This is a genomic window from Paraburkholderia sp. C35, assembly GCF_003121405.1.
Taxonomy (GTDB): Bacteria; Pseudomonadota; Gammaproteobacteria; order Burkholderiales; family Burkholderiaceae; genus Paraburkholderia.
Genome location: NZ_QBUY01000161.1, coordinates 1 through 14,913, shown reverse-complemented (window position 1 = coordinate 14,913; position 14,913 = coordinate 1). Strand labels below are relative to the sequence as shown.

Here is a 14,913-nt window from a genome sequence, read left to right as displayed (position 1 = left end):
ACACACCGTTTGCCACCTGGGCGGCCTGGGCCGAACTGGTAAGGCTCGCGGAGACGCGGGTGCTTGAAGAGGGTGATGCGTCCTTAAAGAGCGCTGGCAGTGGGCATTGAGAGAATCGATGCCGCATGAAGGATAGGACCGGCTGGGGACCCGCAGGCAACTACAAGGGTTGGCGGTGTTCAGCGGCTTTCTTTTGCCTACTTTTCTTTGCCGCGGCAAAGAAAAGTAGGTGCTGCCCCGCACAGGGGCAACACTAGCAGACCACTAACAAATCGCGGACGCCAACAAACACCCACCAAAAAACCAAAACCCTACCAACACATCAACTCAATGCGCCGCAGCAAAAACCTTCCCCCCCTCCCGAACCGCCGCCCCAGCGGCCCCAACTGCATCTTCGAGAATCATCTCTGCACCCTTCTCTGCGACCATCATCGTCGGCGCATTGATATTGCCCGATGTGATATTCGGGAAAATCGAAGCATCGACAATCCGCAACCCCGACATGCCATGCACGCGCAAGCGCTCATCGACAACCGAGTTGCCATCGTCCGGTCCCATCGCGCACGATCCGCACAGGTGATAGATCGACCCTGACTGCTCACGGAAGTACTGCAAGAAGCCTTCGCGATCATTCACCTGCGGACCAGGGGAAATCTCTTCGACAGTAATATCCGTCAACGCAGCCGTCGACATGATCTTGCGCACCAGCTCGCAGCCCTGAATGGCTTCGTCGATATCTTTCTGCGTGGTCAGCGCATTGATACGGATCTTCGCGGGATCTTCCGCACGGTCGGATGCGATCTGGATCGAACCGCGGCTGGTCGGGCGGCACGGATTGAAGCACAGCAGGAAGCCCGAATACGGTTCCGGCTCGAGGCTCGCCTTGCTGCTCTTCGGAATGCGATACGACAGCGGGTTGAAATAGAGCTGCATATTCGGCAACGCTTCGCTCTCGCTGCCCCGGAAGAACCCGCCCGCCTGATTCACGCTCATCGCAAGCGGACCTTTACGCGTCAGCAGATACTGCAAACCGAGTTTCACCTTGCCAAGCAACGGACGCATCTCGTCGTTCAGCGTCTTCACGTTCGCGCGATAGTAAACACTCACGCACAGGTGATCCTGCAGGTGCTGGCCAACGGCAGGCAGGTGATGCACGAGCGGCACCCGGTGCTCTGCGAGCAGTGCGCTATCGCCCACGCCCGACAGTTGCAGCAGCTTCGGCGTATCGACAGCACCCGCCGAGAGAATCACTTCACGATTTGCCGTGAAATGACGCGCATTGCCGTTCTGCTTGACGACCACGCCCGTCGCGCGCCTGTTCGCATCGAACAGCACCTGCTTGACGAGCACTTCGCGCTCGACCGTCAGGTTCTTGCGATTCAACACGGGATGCAGGTACTCGAAGCTGCTCGACGAACGCTGGCCATTACGCGTATTCACATCGTAGATGCCTGCGCCTTCGAACTGCGCACCGTTGAAATCGTCCGTGCGCTTGTAGCCGGCCTGCTCGCAGCCCTTCAGGAACACGTGGCAAATGGGATGCGCAGCATCCTTCATCGGCGAAATGCCGATCGGGCCGCTGGCGCCGTGATACTCCGTGTTGCCGAGCGGATGCGATTCGAGCTTGCGGAAATACGGCAGCACGTCGCGATAAGACCAGCCTTTATTGCCCGCTTTCACCCAGTCCTCGTAGTCCTGCTCCTGACCACGCACGTAGATCATCGCGTTGATCGAGCCGGAGCCGCCCTGTACCTTGCCGCGCGGGCAATACAGCTGGCGGTTGTCGAGTTCTTTCTCCGGTTCGCTGTAGTACATCCAGTTGTAGGTTTCGTTGTAGTACGTCTTCGTGAAACCGACCGGAATCTTGAACCAGAACGAATCGTCGGCTTTGCCTGCCTCGAGCAGCAGCACCGAGTACTGGCCCGATGCCGACAGCCGGTTGGCAAGAATGCAGCCCGCCGAACCCGCGCCAACGATGATGTAGTCGTAATTCATGTTCTCTTCGCCCGCAGGCGTCCAATCCGTGGAATACGTTGAGGCCCGTTCGCGCACTCAGCCCTTGGCCGGCGCGAGATCCTTCACATCGGCGGGCTTCGACGCCATCTGCAGATGCAGGCGTTCGCCCGTGTATGGCGTGTGCTGCTGTACCACTTCCATGTTCAGCTCGACGCCGAGACCCGGTTCCGTCGACGGAATGATGTAGCCGTCTTCCCAGCGGATCGGTGTCTTCAGCACTTCGGCGTGGAAACCGCCCCACGTGCCGATGCTTTCCTGAATCAGGAAGTTCGGCGTGCACGTCGCAAGCTGAATGCTCGCGGCGGCGCCCACGGGACCGTTGTAGAGATGCGGCGCGATCTGCGCGTAGTACACCTCGGCCAGCGTCGCCACTTTCTTCGCTTCGAGCAGGCCACCGACGCGTGCCACGTTCAATTGAATGATCGATGCGCCGCCCGCTTCCAGCAGCTTGTGGAATTCGTACTTGGTGGTGAGGCGCTCGCCAGCCGAAATAGGAATGCTCGTGTGACGCGCAACTTCGGCCATCGCGTCGTGCTGTCCCGGCGGCACGGGTTCTTCGAACCACAGCGGATCGTATTTTTCGAGGCGCTTGGCAAGACGGATCGCCGATGCCGGCACCATCTGGCCATGCGTGCCGAACAGCAGATCAGCCTTGCTGCCAACCGCTTCGCGCACCTTGCGGCAGAACGTCTCGCAACGGTCCATCACTTCGAGCGACAGGTGATGACCCGAGTACGCCGTATAGGGGCCCGCCGGATCGAACTTCACTGCCGTAAAGCCGCGCTTGACGTTTTCCGCCGCGCATTCGGCCGCGAGATCGGGATCGTCGTAATCGTATTCGCCGCGACGGTTCTTCGGGTACAGATACGTGTACGAACGCAGGCGCTCATTCACGCGGCCACCCAGCAGTTCATAGACGGGCTTGTTCGCCGCCTTGCCGATGATGTCCCAGCAGGCCATTTCGAGGCCGCTCACGACACCCATCATCGTCAGATCGGGACGTTGCGTGAAGCCGCTCGAATACGCTTCGCGCCACAGACGCTCGACGTGATGCGGGTCTTTATCGAGCAGATAGCGCGAGAACACGTCGTCGATGATCGGGCCCATCGCACTCGGATGGAACGTCGCCGAGTAGATTTCGCCGACGCCTTCAATACCGCAATCGGTCTTCAGCTTGACGAAGATCCAGTACATGCCGCCGATATGCGGCGGCGGTACGGCGACGATATGCGTTTCGAGCGAGACGACTTTCATTTACGCTTCCTTCCTGTTAAGCATATTGCGCAGCACGAGGCCCGCGACACCGCCAACGGCGGACACGGCGGCCACGTAGCCGAAGTACATTTGATATCCGTGCACGCCCGGATAGTTCTGGGTCAGATAGCCGTTGATGAGCGGCAGGAACACATCGGGCGAATAACCGAGCACCGAAATCAGGCCAATCGCAAGACCCATCGTTTCGACCGGCACATTGCAGCGGTCGAGCAGCGACCAGTACAGACCGCGAATCGCGTACGTCAGGATGCCGATAAACAGCACGAGGAACACCAGCATCACATGGCTGCTGATCTGCGGTGCCGCGATCAGGCCGATCAGCGAGAGCGACGCGAGAAACAGCGCAATGATCAGCACGGTCACTTTCGAAAAGCGGTCGCCGAGAAAGCCGCCGCCAATCCCGCCGATAGGACGCATCCACAGCTTGAGCGTCGTGATCGTGCCCGCCATCACCACCGACAAACCGATCTCGCCTTCGTGCAGGTACGCCGAGAAGCTGTACGTCGCCCAGAACACCTGATAGCCGCAGAACACGATTGCCGCGACCAGCCACAGCTCGGGAATCTTCGCGAGCGTGATCAGGTCCGCGATCACATTGCTGTGACGGGCGGCCTTCGCACTTTTCACATTCGCCGACGGATCTTTGACCAGTGCGAGCATCACGCCAAGGCCAATGCACAGGAACGCGTACATATAAACGACGACCTTGAAGCCGACCGCGGCCGGTTCACCCTTGGTCTGCGTGAGCCACGCGAACAGCGTGATCGCGATGGTCGCAAGCATCGCTTCGATCAAACCGCGGCCACCGTCGAGAAAGCCGAAGAAACGGCCCTGTTCGTCGGCACCGGCGATCATCGACACGCGCTTGATCACGGCTGCCCAGAAGGTCAGACCCGTCGACAGACCCCAGCCGCCGAAGATCATCAGCAGCAGGTTGAACGACGGTGCCGTCGAATACACGAGGCCGAGCAGCCCCGTCGCGACCAGTGAGAAGCTGATCAGCATGCGCGGCGCGATGCGGTCCGCGAGCCAGCCGCTCGGCAGATAGCTCAGCAGAAAGATCGTGCCGAGCATCGAATACAGATAACCCAGCTGACTTTCGCTGATGTGGAACACTTCCAGCATCGTCGGCTGATACACCTGACGCAGATAGAGAATCGGATAGATCGCGCCTGCTGCAATCACGAGCAGCAGCAATTGCACATAGCGTTGTGCCTTGTTGCCCAATTGCGCGGTTGCATCGGCGGAACGGGGCGTTGCTTTGCCCGTTTGAAGAGGTTGACTTGCCACAGTGGTGCTCCTAAGAGACGCGCGAGGAGCACGGTTTGCGCCGTGGCCGTCGTGTCTCCAGATCTTTGTTATGAATGCAGCGTGTGCTTTTTTCGGTTAAAAAAAAGAGCGCATCCGCTTTGATGGGTCAAATACGAATGCGCCCTGACAGGATCAGTACTTCATGACGACGAGACGCGTCTGCGTGAATTCGAGCATGCCGTGCTTGCCGTCGTCGCCGCCGAGACCGGAACGTTTCCAGCCTGCGTGGAAGCCTTGATACGGATCGGCCGGCGTGCGGTTCACATAGAGTTCGCCCGCTTCGATGTTGTTCGCGACTTTCATCGTCGTGCGGTAGTTCTCGGTGTAGAGCACCGAAGACAAACCGAATTGATGGTCGTTGGCCATTTGCAGCGCTTCGTCGAGCGTGCTGTAGCGCACCACGGGCATGATCGGGCCGAAGGTTTCTTCCTGAATGATCTCCATGTCCTGACGGCAATTCGTCAGCAACGTGGCGGGATAGAAGAAGCCCTTGCCTTCGGGCAGCACGCCGCCCGTTTCAAGCGTCGCGCCGTCGGCAACTGCGCGCTGCACCATTGCGTGAATGGACTGGCGCGAAGCCTCATTGACGAGCGGGCCCATCAACGAAGCGTCGACGCTGCGGTCGCCACTCTTGACTGCGCTCATGTTCTTCTTCAGCAGCGCGACGAACTGGTCATGCACGCTTTCGTGCACATAAACGCGCTCGATGGCCGTGCAGAGCTGGCCGCAATGCGTCGTCTTCGAACCGACCAGTTCGCGTGCCGCCTTTTCCAGATCCGCATCGGGCTCGATGATGGCGGGCGTCTTGCCGCCGAGTTCGAGCGAAGGCTTGGCGATGTTTTCCTTGCAGTAGTCCAGTACCTTGCGGCCCGCACCGACGCTGCCCGTCAGCGTGATCATGCCGACGGCAGGATGCGTGCAGACGGCTTCTGCCGTCGCATGGCTCATCGCGAGAATATTGACGACACCTGCCGGCAGTTCGGCGCGCTGCACGGCCTTGGCGATTTCGAATGCGGAACTCGGCGTGTTGTTGCTCGGGCGCACGACCACCGTGTTACCCGCGATCAACGCCGGCGCAATCTTGCGCATGAACGTGTAGACGGGGTAATTGAACGGAATCAGGCACGCCACCACGCCAATCGGCTCGCGATGCAGCACAAGGTTTTCGTCGGGTGTGTCGCTGGGAATGACTTCGCCTTCGATACGGCGCGCCCACTCGGCGTGATAGCGCGTGATCTGGCCGGCGTAGATGGCTTCGTTGGTCGCATCGGCGACGCTCTTGCCCGATTCCAGCGCAAGTGCCGCGCCGATGGCGGGTGCGCAGTCGGTCAATGCGTCTGCGAGCTTGTGCAGATAGGTCGCGCGCTCAGCGGCAGGCAGCTTGCGCCAGCCTTTTTGCGCAGCGGCAGCTGCCTGGACTGCAGCCACCGCCTCTTCGCGGGACGCACCCGATACCTGGGCAATCAGCGCTTCGGTGGCGGGGTTATAGACGGAGATCAGTTCGTCCGTGGCGGGTTCGACAAACTGGCCGCTCACGAAATTCCGGTCGAGTCGCATGGTTCTTTACCTGGTGACGCGTGCGCGAAGCACATAACCGGCGGCGAGTCAGAAGGAAAAGAAACATGCAGCCGGCGCATGAACGCGATTCTTCTCCGCGACCTAATGTCACGCAAGCGAGTATTTCGACCGCCAAACATTCGAAAAAATCATGTTTGTAGGGCGATTTGACCCGCAAACAGAGAAATTGCCGGGGTACGCGGCACAGATGTGGAAATGCGTGTTTCGGAAGCTGGGAAAAGGAGCGCCAGGACGGTCAATCCGCTTTCAGGCGAGCCGGTGTTGCACCGGTTAAACGTGGAAGACGCAGCGGCTGTGCACCGCGCATGTGAAAAGTCCGGCGCAATTGCGCCGGACCGGACCTGATCAGATCAGGAAAGCTGCGTAAGAACGGATCAAGCCTCGCCAGCCGCCGGAGCAGCCGTTTGCGCCGTCACCGACGTTTCAACGACGGGCGCAACCGTTTTGACCGCTACTTTCTTTGCTGCGGCCTTTTTAGCAGGCGCCTTGCGCGCGACCGCCTTCTTCGCGGCGGCTTTCTTTGCGATCACACGCTTGCCGGCAGCCGGCGCAGCAGACTTCGCCGCAGCTTTTTTAGCCACGGCCTTCTTGCCAGCCGGTTTTGCCGTCGCTTTCTTCGCGACGGCTTTCTTCGCCGCTGCCTTTACGCCCGCTACTTTTTTAGCAACCTTGCGGCCCGCCGACTTCGCCGTTACAGCTTTCTTCGCTGCCGCTTTCTTGACAGCCGTTTTCTTCACAGTGACCACAGCTTCCGAAACAGCCGCTGCGGCATCGATCAAGAACTTGCTACGGTCTTTCACGTCCTTGATCCATGCCGGCGGCCTGGCGTGACCACTCCACGTCGCGCCCGTCTTGGGATCGCGATACTTCGGCGGCAATTTGCCTTTCACAGCAGCCGATGCCGTCGTCTTGCCATTCTTGAGACCAAGACGCTCCTTGCGTTCGCGTTCACGTCTTGCTTTAGCTCGACGCTCGATATCTTCCGTGGTGAGGCCATGCTTGATCATCAGATCGCGGATCTGATCCAACGCGCCTTGCGCGCGTTTAGCGAGGAGCGTTTCAGCCTGAGTCTGCAGCTTCTTTATACGTGCCTGGATGATTTCCAATGTAGCCATTATTGCCTCCCTTTGAATTACATACGCGGACTATGCCATGGAATTGCTTAGAAGCGCTACGGTTTTAAAGCCCGGGTAAGAAAACCGTTGCGCATTGATACGCGATGTCGCTTAAGACTCGCCTAAGCTTTGCAGCGATTCTTTGCCGACGTGTCTTTTGGCATCGCATTGCATGGCGCGCGAATAAAGACGCGCCTTCAAACGTTAATGCCTGTGCATGCGCTTTGCTGCATGGCCGCACACCTGCGTCCCACACCCGGACGCTGATAAACTTTCAATGTCCTTTTTTCTAGCGCCCGCATGCGCGTCGCCGTGCTCTTTGATAGCCGCATCGACACCCGGAGATATTGATGGAGCACGCGTACGTCCAGTTGCTGCACCTGCTCGCAGGCCACACTGCGTGGACGCTGGTCGTCGTGTTTCTTGCCGCGTTTCTCGAAGCCGTCGCGATCATCGGCACCTTCGTGCCGGGCAGCACGGCGATGTTCATTGCGGGTGCGCTGGTCGGTACGGGCACACTGAATCTCGGCTGGCTGTTTGCGTGTGCAATTGCAGGCGCCGTGGCGGGCGACGGCATGAGCTACTGGTTCGGCCACCGCTACAAGGACAGGATCAGCCGGCTCTGGCCGTTCAGCAGGCATCCCGGTCTGCTCGAAAGCGGCCAGAAGTACTTCGACAAACACGGCGCGAAGAGCGTCGTGTTCGCGCGCTTTGCCGCGCCGCTAAGGGCCATCGTCCCCGTCGTCGCGGGCATGCTCGCGATGCCGCCCGCACGCTTCTACGCGATGAACGTGCTGTCCGCCTTGCTGTGGGCACCCGCGCACATTCTTCCCGGTGTCGTATTCGGTGCCTCCATCCAGCTGGCAGGCGCGGTGTCCTTTCGCCTCGTCGCGGCGCTGGCGATCTTCGCGGCTATCGTTTGGGTGTGTGTCCGCATCACGCGCGTCTTGGTCTCGCATGCGCGTGCATGGGCCGCCGCGTCGCGCAGCAGCATCGTGCACTGGGCGCGCGATCACGAAGCATCCTATGGCAAGGTGATCTATCGCATCGTGGATCCCCAGCGCGCGGCCATCGGCCTGCTGATCGGCATTTCGCTGCTCGTGCTGTTGTGTGCGGGGATCTTCTTCGGCGTCATGCAGGATGTCGTGTCTGGCGATCCCCTCGTGCAGGTCGACCTCTCGTTCTATCGATTCCTGCAATCGGCGCAAGCGCCCTGGATCGGCGAAGCACTCGCGCGCGCCTCGACGCTCGGCAGCATTCCGACGCTCGCCGCGCTGGTGATCGCGTCCACCATCATGATTGCCTACGAGAAGCGCTGGCGCATGATCATCTACTGGCTGGTCGCGGTGATCTTTTCGCAAGTGCTGATCTTTGCGATTCAGGTGATCGTGCATCATGCGCCGCCCGTGTCTGCGCAATCCGACATTTACGCCTTTCCCAGCAACCACGTTGCGGCTAGCGTGACCGTCTACGGCTTTCTAGCCTTCGTGGTGGCGCGCCGCGTGAGCACGCTGGCGGGCATCGCTGTCACCGCGCTCGCCAGCCTGATCGTGATCGCCATCGCGTTCGCGGGCCTCTATTCCGGGCGCTTCGCCTTTTCCGATGCAGTAGGCGGCGCCGCGTTCGCGGCCGTGTGGGTCGCCGTCGTCGCGTTGACGGCCGTATGGCGGCACCCTGAAGCACCGCCTGCACGCGAGTACATGCCCGCCGTGCTGCTGGTCGTGCTGTGCGCGAGCATCGGCTTGCAGATCACTCTGGGACGCCAGCCCGATGCGACGCCACAGGTGCGCCAGCGGCCGCCCGTGATCGTCACGCAGACACAGTGGACCGACTCGCTATGGAAGCAGTTTCCCTGTTACCGCTCCGATATGAAGGGTGACCGGCGCGAGCCGATCACCGTGCAATGGACGGCCGACCGTCAGCAGATCGTCGCGCAGCTGCGCAGCAGAGGTTGGCTCGAAGGCACGCGCTTCAATGCGCGCAGCCTGTTCTCGCTGGTCTCGCCCGATGTCACCGTGATGGATCTGCCCGTGCTGCCCAAGCTGAACGATGGCGAACCGTCCACGCTGGTATTCAGCCGTCAGCGCCCGCAACGCGACGAACGCGATGTGCTGCGTTTCTGGCGCACCGGCTACGCGGTCGCGCGGCATGATGGTGTGGCACCCACGCCGATCTGGCTCGGCTCACTGGTGCATGAGCGACTGCTGCGTCCGTCGTGGCCGTTCAACGTGTTGCGCACCGACCGGCAACTCGACCCGCTCATTTCCGCGCAATCGCATAACGGCGAATGGCGGCAACTCGAACTGTCGAGCAGCATGGGATGCACCGACATTCCCGTCACGCTGATTGCATCCGACGAACGTTAGTTTTTTCCGTACCTGTGGTTCGGGTTTTGCTGAAGCTCGGCAAGCGCACGGCGCACCTGGCCGTGCAACAATGAACAGACGCCAGCGCACGACGAAGCGTTCCAATGCGCAAGGAGCTATTGCAATTGGTCGATTTCCATCCGTCGGAAATTTATACCTGGGGCGCAGCCGTCGTGTTCCTGAACGTGCTGCTTACCCGCCTCGGCATTCCTTTGCCCGCCGTGCCGGTGCTTCTGCTGGCGGGTACGGCTATCGCCAATGGCCATCTGTCGTTCTGGCACGTGCTGATGGCCGCGCTTGCGGGCGCACTGATCGGTGACGGCGCATGGTTCGCGGCCGGCCGCCTGCTCGGCCGCCGGCTGATCCATGCACTCGCGCGCCTGTCGGCGGCCGTCGAGGTGCGCGTGCGCAAGGCGCGCGCGCTATTCATGCGCTTCGGTCCCGCCATCGTGTCGGTCTCGAAGTTCGTGCCGGGGCTTGCCATCATCACGCCGCCGCTGATGGGCACCACGCGCGTCGGCATCGTTATCTTCTTTGCGTGGGACATAGTCGGCATTGTCGCGTGGGCGACCTTCTGGCTGCTGGGCGGCGCCGTGTTCGAGCGGCAATTGAGCATGCTGATTCATGAAGTGCGTGCACACGGCTGGACCATCCTCGATGTGCTGTTCGCGATTGCCGCGAGCTATCTGGTGTTCCGCTTTATCCAGCGCTGGCGGCTGCAGCGGCCGCTTTCGCTCGCGCCCGTGTCGAGCGAGCAGGTCGACGCGATGATGCGCTCAGACAAGCCGCCCATCGTGCTGGACGCGCGCCCCGAGGAAATCAAGCGCACCACGCCGCAGCCGATCCCCGGCGCGCTACCGCTCGATGTCCATGCGCCAGGCACGGTCGATGCCGCCTTGCTGGCGCGCGACGTGGTCGTCTATTGCGTCTGCGCCGACGACGTCACGGCGAGAACGATGTCACAACAGATGCGCAATAAAGGCTTTACGCAGATTCGCGCGCTAAGAGGCGGACTCGACGCGTGGGAACGGCGCGGCTATACCGTCGAGCCTTTAAATGAGAACAACGGGACTCAGGCCCGGCAAGATCATCAGAAAAGCCACGCGCTGCCGCAAGAACGCGGCATTACCTTGCGAGGCATTGCACCAAGAGCTGCAGTGTCGGGCTAAGAATTTGCATTGATTGCACGTTCATTTTTTCAAATCGCACTTTCGCACTTACCGACAGTTTCCAGATCATCAAACATCGCATTGCGCCTGAGCGCCAATAAAGCCGCTCTCAAGGTGCAGATGCACAGCATATTTAAACGTGTGTACCTCAAAAGCACACTGGCGCGATTCTGGCTAGAATTGGTTTTAATATCCGGTTACTAAAAGCCGGTTGTTCAGCAAAAAGCTGGAGTTCCAGATATGCGCTGGCTATTCCTCATCTGGTTTATCCTGAGCGTCGCGTATGTAGCGAGACGCGGCAATGCCCGCTTTACTTTCGGGCGCCAACTATCAGACCATTCGACCTTTCTCGCGCCGATTAACTGCCTCTGCTATCTGTTTTCTCCGCTCAGGGCGACGGCTTATATCAACGAAGAACGTTTTCCAGAATTAGCTTCTCTCAAGGCAAACTGGAAAATCATCCGTGAAGAAGCGCTCGCCGTCGATGCCGCTCAAAAGATTTCCGCCTCGACCAGTTACAACGACATCGGCTTCAATTCGTTTTTCAAAACCGGCTGGCGACGCTTTTACCTGAAATGGTATGACGCACCGCATCCGTCGGCGCAATCGCTTTGCCCTGTTACAACGCGTCTTCTGCAGGAAATTCCGACCATCAAGGCCGCCATGTTCGCGCAATTGCCGCCGGGCGCGAGCCTCGTGCGTCACCGCGATCCGTATGCCGGCTCAGTGCGCTATCACCTTGGTCTTGTTACGCCGGCCAATCCGAAGTGCTATATCGACGTGGACGGGCAGCAATACTATTGGCGCGATGGCGAAACGGTCATGTTCGACGAGACGTACATTCATTACGCCAAGAACGACACCGAAGTCTCGCGCATCGTGCTGTTCTGCGACGTCGAGCGGCCTATGTACTTCCGCTGGGCTGCTGCATTGAACCGGATGTTCTCGAATGTGGTGATGCGTGCCGCGAGTTCGCCGAATGACGAAGGCGACCGTACCGGCTTTCTGAATCGTGCGTTCAAATACGTGTACGCCATTCGCCGTGTCGGCAAGCGGCTCAAGGCCTGGCACCGGCCAACGTATTACATCGTCAAGTGGCTGCTATTCGGCTCGATTTTCGCCGGGATCGTTTACGCGCTTTAGTACTGTTGCGCTTTAGTGTGGTTGCGCTCTAAAGCGGCGCGCTCAACCTCGAGCGACTTCCTGCACGGGAGTGAGCCCACCAACCACAATCCGGTCGCGGCCGGTTGCTTTCGCCTGATACAGACTACGGTCCACTTCCTGCAACCAGGTGTGATAGTCGGGCAGGTCATCCGTCAACTGCGCAATGCCGACGCTGATCGTGCACGGGCATTCGCTCGACGCCTCTTTGGTCTTTTCTCTCACGCGCTGCACCAGTACTTTGGCGACGGTATGCGCCTCGCGCAAGGTCGCGCCCGGCAGCACGACACCGAATTCTTCGCCACCGTAACGGCCAATGCTATCGCCTGCGCGGAAATGGCTGCGCAGCAGATCGGCGAATGCCTGCAGCACGGCGTCGCCGGCAGGATGGCCTAGCGTGTCGTTGATGCGCTTGAAATGATCGAGATCGATGAGCAACAGACACGACGCATAGCGGTTCGCGCGGCAACGCTCGAACTCTTCAGCAAGCAGCCCTTCCCAATGCCGGCGATTCCACAAGCGGGTCAAACCATCCGTACGGCTCAGATGCTCCAGTTCGCGCGTGCGCTGCGCGAGCTTGAGCGACAGGCGATAACTCGTGAAGCCAAGCGCTAGCGGATAAACGATCAGGAAAGGCAAACACGCGAGGATGGTCGGCATTTGCGACATCGGCGAAAACACGAAGCCCACTGTGACGAGACCTGCGAGCACGCCTAGCAAATGCGCAATGACACCGCGAGCAAAAAGCCGCAAGCCGCCGGCGGCGATGTTGTCCATGCTGAGCATTGCGAGAATCAGCACGCCGGGCAGCACGTTGAACTGCATCGCGACGACCCAGAAGCCGCCTAGCATCGAATCGACCATCAGATTCAGGCGCTCGCCGCGAAACGGCACTTCACAGGCCAGCGCTGCGCGTCGCGCGACGTGAGGCCAGATGAAGCCATGAAAGACGAGGAGTGACCAGAGAACGAAGCCGCGATGCTGTAGCGCGAAAACCGATGCGACGCAGAAAAAGCCCAGTCCCAGCCCGGCAATGCGCAAGCGATAGATACGCTCGACGAAGCTTTTCCCTTGCCCGGCCCTGCTTTTCGTTGCCAACTTCATCGATCCCTGAGCAAGTGACTGCGAGCGTGATGCGCATGCATTGAAATGCTGCGCGTCATGTCTTTGTTTTCGCCGAGCTTTAGTAGGAACATTGCGCGTTTCGATGCATACGCAACGTCTGGATTGGTATAAAAATGATACCAGTATATACAGGGGGTAATTAGTCCATTTGCGCTGTGGAAGCGCTTCTGTCGTTTTTCGTTGGTTTTTCGTTGTTATACGGCTGCGACAACCGCATTTAACATTTGCCCTGCTTTGTGCCGGACGCTAAAGGTGTTAGCGCAGCAAGCAGCGTTCATAGAAAATATGAAACAGATGACTCGATTGAAGTGAGTCAAAAACGGCGCAATCACGATGCAAATCAGTGACCGCTAATCAAAGGCACGGGTGCAGCCGCAGACGTTTCGACACTGCGCTGCGTCAGCCACACTTCCTGCTGCAACCAGTCACGAAATACCGTGACGTGAGGCAGGCTACCCTGTTCGGGACGCGTGACGAGCCAATACGACTGATGTCCATCGACATGCACGTTCAGCACCTGAACGAGTTGTCCGTTCGCGAGTTCTTGCGAAATCATGTGACGATCGGCAATCGTGATGCCCAGGCCATCGATCGCTGCGTGTATCGCGTGATCGAGCAGATCGAATTCGAAGCCACCCGACGTGTCCACGCCTTCAATGCCCGCTGCTTTCAGCCAGTGCTGCCAGGTCAGATAGCGCTGACTGTCGTCGGCCAGAACATGCAGCAATGTGAATTGATTTAGGTCGATGACACCATTTCCCGCCTGACGTGCAAGCAACGCGGGCGAGCACACTGCGATATGACGTTCGTTCATCAGCAGAAGATTGTCGAAACCTTCCCACTCGCCATTACCAAAACGGATCGCGCAATCCAGCACGCTCGAATCGGCGAGGTTGTCTTCAAGGCGTGTCGAAAGACTCAACTCGAGTTCAGGATGTTCGCTATGCAGGCGCCCAAGGTGCGGCAAAAACCAGCGGCTTGCGTAAGTCGGCGGCGCATTGACGCGCAAGCGGTTCAGATGGGGCTTTTCCTGGATTGAGCGCACTGTCCATTCGATTTTGTCGAATGAATGCTGCAACGCTTGCAGCAGCACACGGCCCGAAGCCGTCAGATCCAGATGATGATGCCTGCGCTGCAGCAGCGTTTCGCCAAGTTGCTCTTCGAGTTGCCGCACCTGGCGGCTTACCGCGCTTTGCGTGACGTTGAGCAATTCCGCCGCGCGCGTGAAGCTGCCCGTGCGCCCGGCGACTTCAAAAGCTTTGAGCGCGTTGAGCGCTGGCATTTTTCTTTTCAAGGAGGTCTCGATTCTGGATCGGCGTTCAGGCGCCAGGTTGTTATTTTAGCGTCTGTGCTACCGCGGCCCTTTGATCACGTACTGCATTCGTCGCTGGACACGCGCTCGCTGAACCGCAATTGATGCACGGCACAATAGCTAAGGGGCATATCGGTCATGGGTTTGTCATCGTATCGACATACTGGCCTTGCAGGATTTGTAATCCCCCCCGACCATCCCCCGAGGCCAGGCCATGCCGGAACTTTCATATCCGCAAACAGGCACTTCCAGTGCCAAAAACCGCAATTTAGGACTCGCTGTCTTCGTGATCGCACTGGTTGCCGGTGCGATCTATTGTGCGTTCCAACTGATCGGCGATCTCGAACCCGTGCGCATGGGATCGATCGTTCCTTATCTTTTGCTTGGCGTCGCGCTGCTGATCGCGCTTGGATTCGAGTTCGTCAATGGCTTTCACGACACAGCCAATGCCGTCGCCACCGTGATCCTGTCTCGTATGCACATCT

10 protein-coding genes and 1 pseudogene are annotated in these 14,913 nt (G+C 59.3%); 4 read left to right on the top strand and 7 right to left on the bottom strand.

Annotated elements, in window-relative coordinates:
• Nucleotides 1-327: 327 nt before the first annotated feature.
• From DK391_RS41875 to DK391_RS41855, 5 genes are all read right to left on the bottom strand, one after another.
• Nucleotides 328-1,995 carry a GMC family oxidoreductase N-terminal domain-containing protein gene (locus DK391_RS41875; RefSeq protein ID WP_109483884.1) on the bottom strand — a complete coding sequence of 556 codons (1,668 nt, stop codon included), beginning with the start codon at nucleotides 1,993-1,995 and terminating at the stop codon, nucleotides 328-330.
• A gap of 57 nt (nucleotides 1,996-2,052) precedes the next feature.
• Complete coding sequence (locus DK391_RS41870; protein ID WP_109483882.1) at nucleotides 2,053-3,270, bottom strand: mandelate racemase/muconate lactonizing enzyme family protein; 1,218 nt, start codon at nucleotides 3,268-3,270, stop codon at nucleotides 2,053-2,055.
• Complete coding sequence (locus DK391_RS41865) at nucleotides 3,271-4,581, bottom strand: MFS transporter (protein WP_109483881.1); 1,311 nt, start codon at nucleotides 4,579-4,581, stop codon at nucleotides 3,271-3,273.
• Between the two features lie 153 nt (nucleotides 4,582-4,734).
• Complete coding sequence (aldA, locus tag DK391_RS41860) at nucleotides 4,735-6,159, bottom strand: aldehyde dehydrogenase (RefSeq protein WP_109483880.1); 1,425 nt, start codon at nucleotides 6,157-6,159, stop codon at nucleotides 4,735-4,737.
• A gap of 395 nt (nucleotides 6,160-6,554) precedes the next feature.
• Complete coding sequence (locus DK391_RS41855) at nucleotides 6,555-7,295, bottom strand: H-NS histone family protein (RefSeq protein WP_109483879.1); 741 nt, start codon at nucleotides 7,293-7,295, stop codon at nucleotides 6,555-6,557.
• A 350-nt stretch (nucleotides 7,296-7,645) separates the two neighbouring features.
• Between DK391_RS41855 and DK391_RS41850 the strand changes: the two genes are divergently transcribed.
• The 3 genes from DK391_RS41850 to DK391_RS41840 all read left to right on the top strand — a co-directional run bounded on the left by DK391_RS41850 (nucleotide 7,646) and on the right by DK391_RS41840 (nucleotide 11,973).
• On the top strand, nucleotides 7,646-9,661 hold the full coding sequence (locus DK391_RS41850; protein ID WP_109483878.1) for a bifunctional DedA family/phosphatase PAP2 family protein: 2,016 nt from the start codon (nucleotides 7,646-7,648) through the stop codon (nucleotides 9,659-9,661).
• Nucleotides 9,662-9,765: 104 nt separating this feature from the next.
• Nucleotides 9,766-10,830, top strand: a complete 1,065-nt coding sequence (locus tag DK391_RS41845; RefSeq protein WP_109483877.1) for a VTT domain-containing protein — start codon at nucleotides 9,766-9,768, stop codon at nucleotides 10,828-10,830.
• A gap of 240 nt (nucleotides 10,831-11,070) precedes the next feature.
• Nucleotides 11,071-11,973: an aspartyl/asparaginyl beta-hydroxylase domain-containing protein gene (locus DK391_RS41840; protein ID WP_109483876.1), complete on the top strand. Its 903-nt coding sequence runs from the start codon at nucleotides 11,071-11,073 to the stop codon at nucleotides 11,971-11,973.
• A 42-nt stretch (nucleotides 11,974-12,015) separates the two neighbouring features.
• On the opposite strand, the gene DK391_RS41835 is transcribed toward DK391_RS41840, so the two are convergent.
• A complete protein-coding gene (locus DK391_RS41835; RefSeq protein WP_239483106.1) occupies nucleotides 12,016-13,095 on the bottom strand; it encodes a diguanylate cyclase in 1,080 nt (359 codons plus the stop codon).
• A 361-nt stretch (nucleotides 13,096-13,456) separates the two neighbouring features.
• A complete protein-coding gene (locus DK391_RS41830; RefSeq protein ID WP_109483875.1) occupies nucleotides 13,457-14,398 on the bottom strand; it encodes a LysR substrate-binding domain-containing protein in 942 nt (313 codons plus the stop codon).
• A 244-nt stretch (nucleotides 14,399-14,642) separates the two neighbouring features.
• Between DK391_RS41830 and DK391_RS41825 the strand changes: the two are divergent.
• Nucleotides 14,643-14,913, top strand: a pseudogene (locus DK391_RS41825) (inorganic phosphate transporter); the annotation flags it as partial.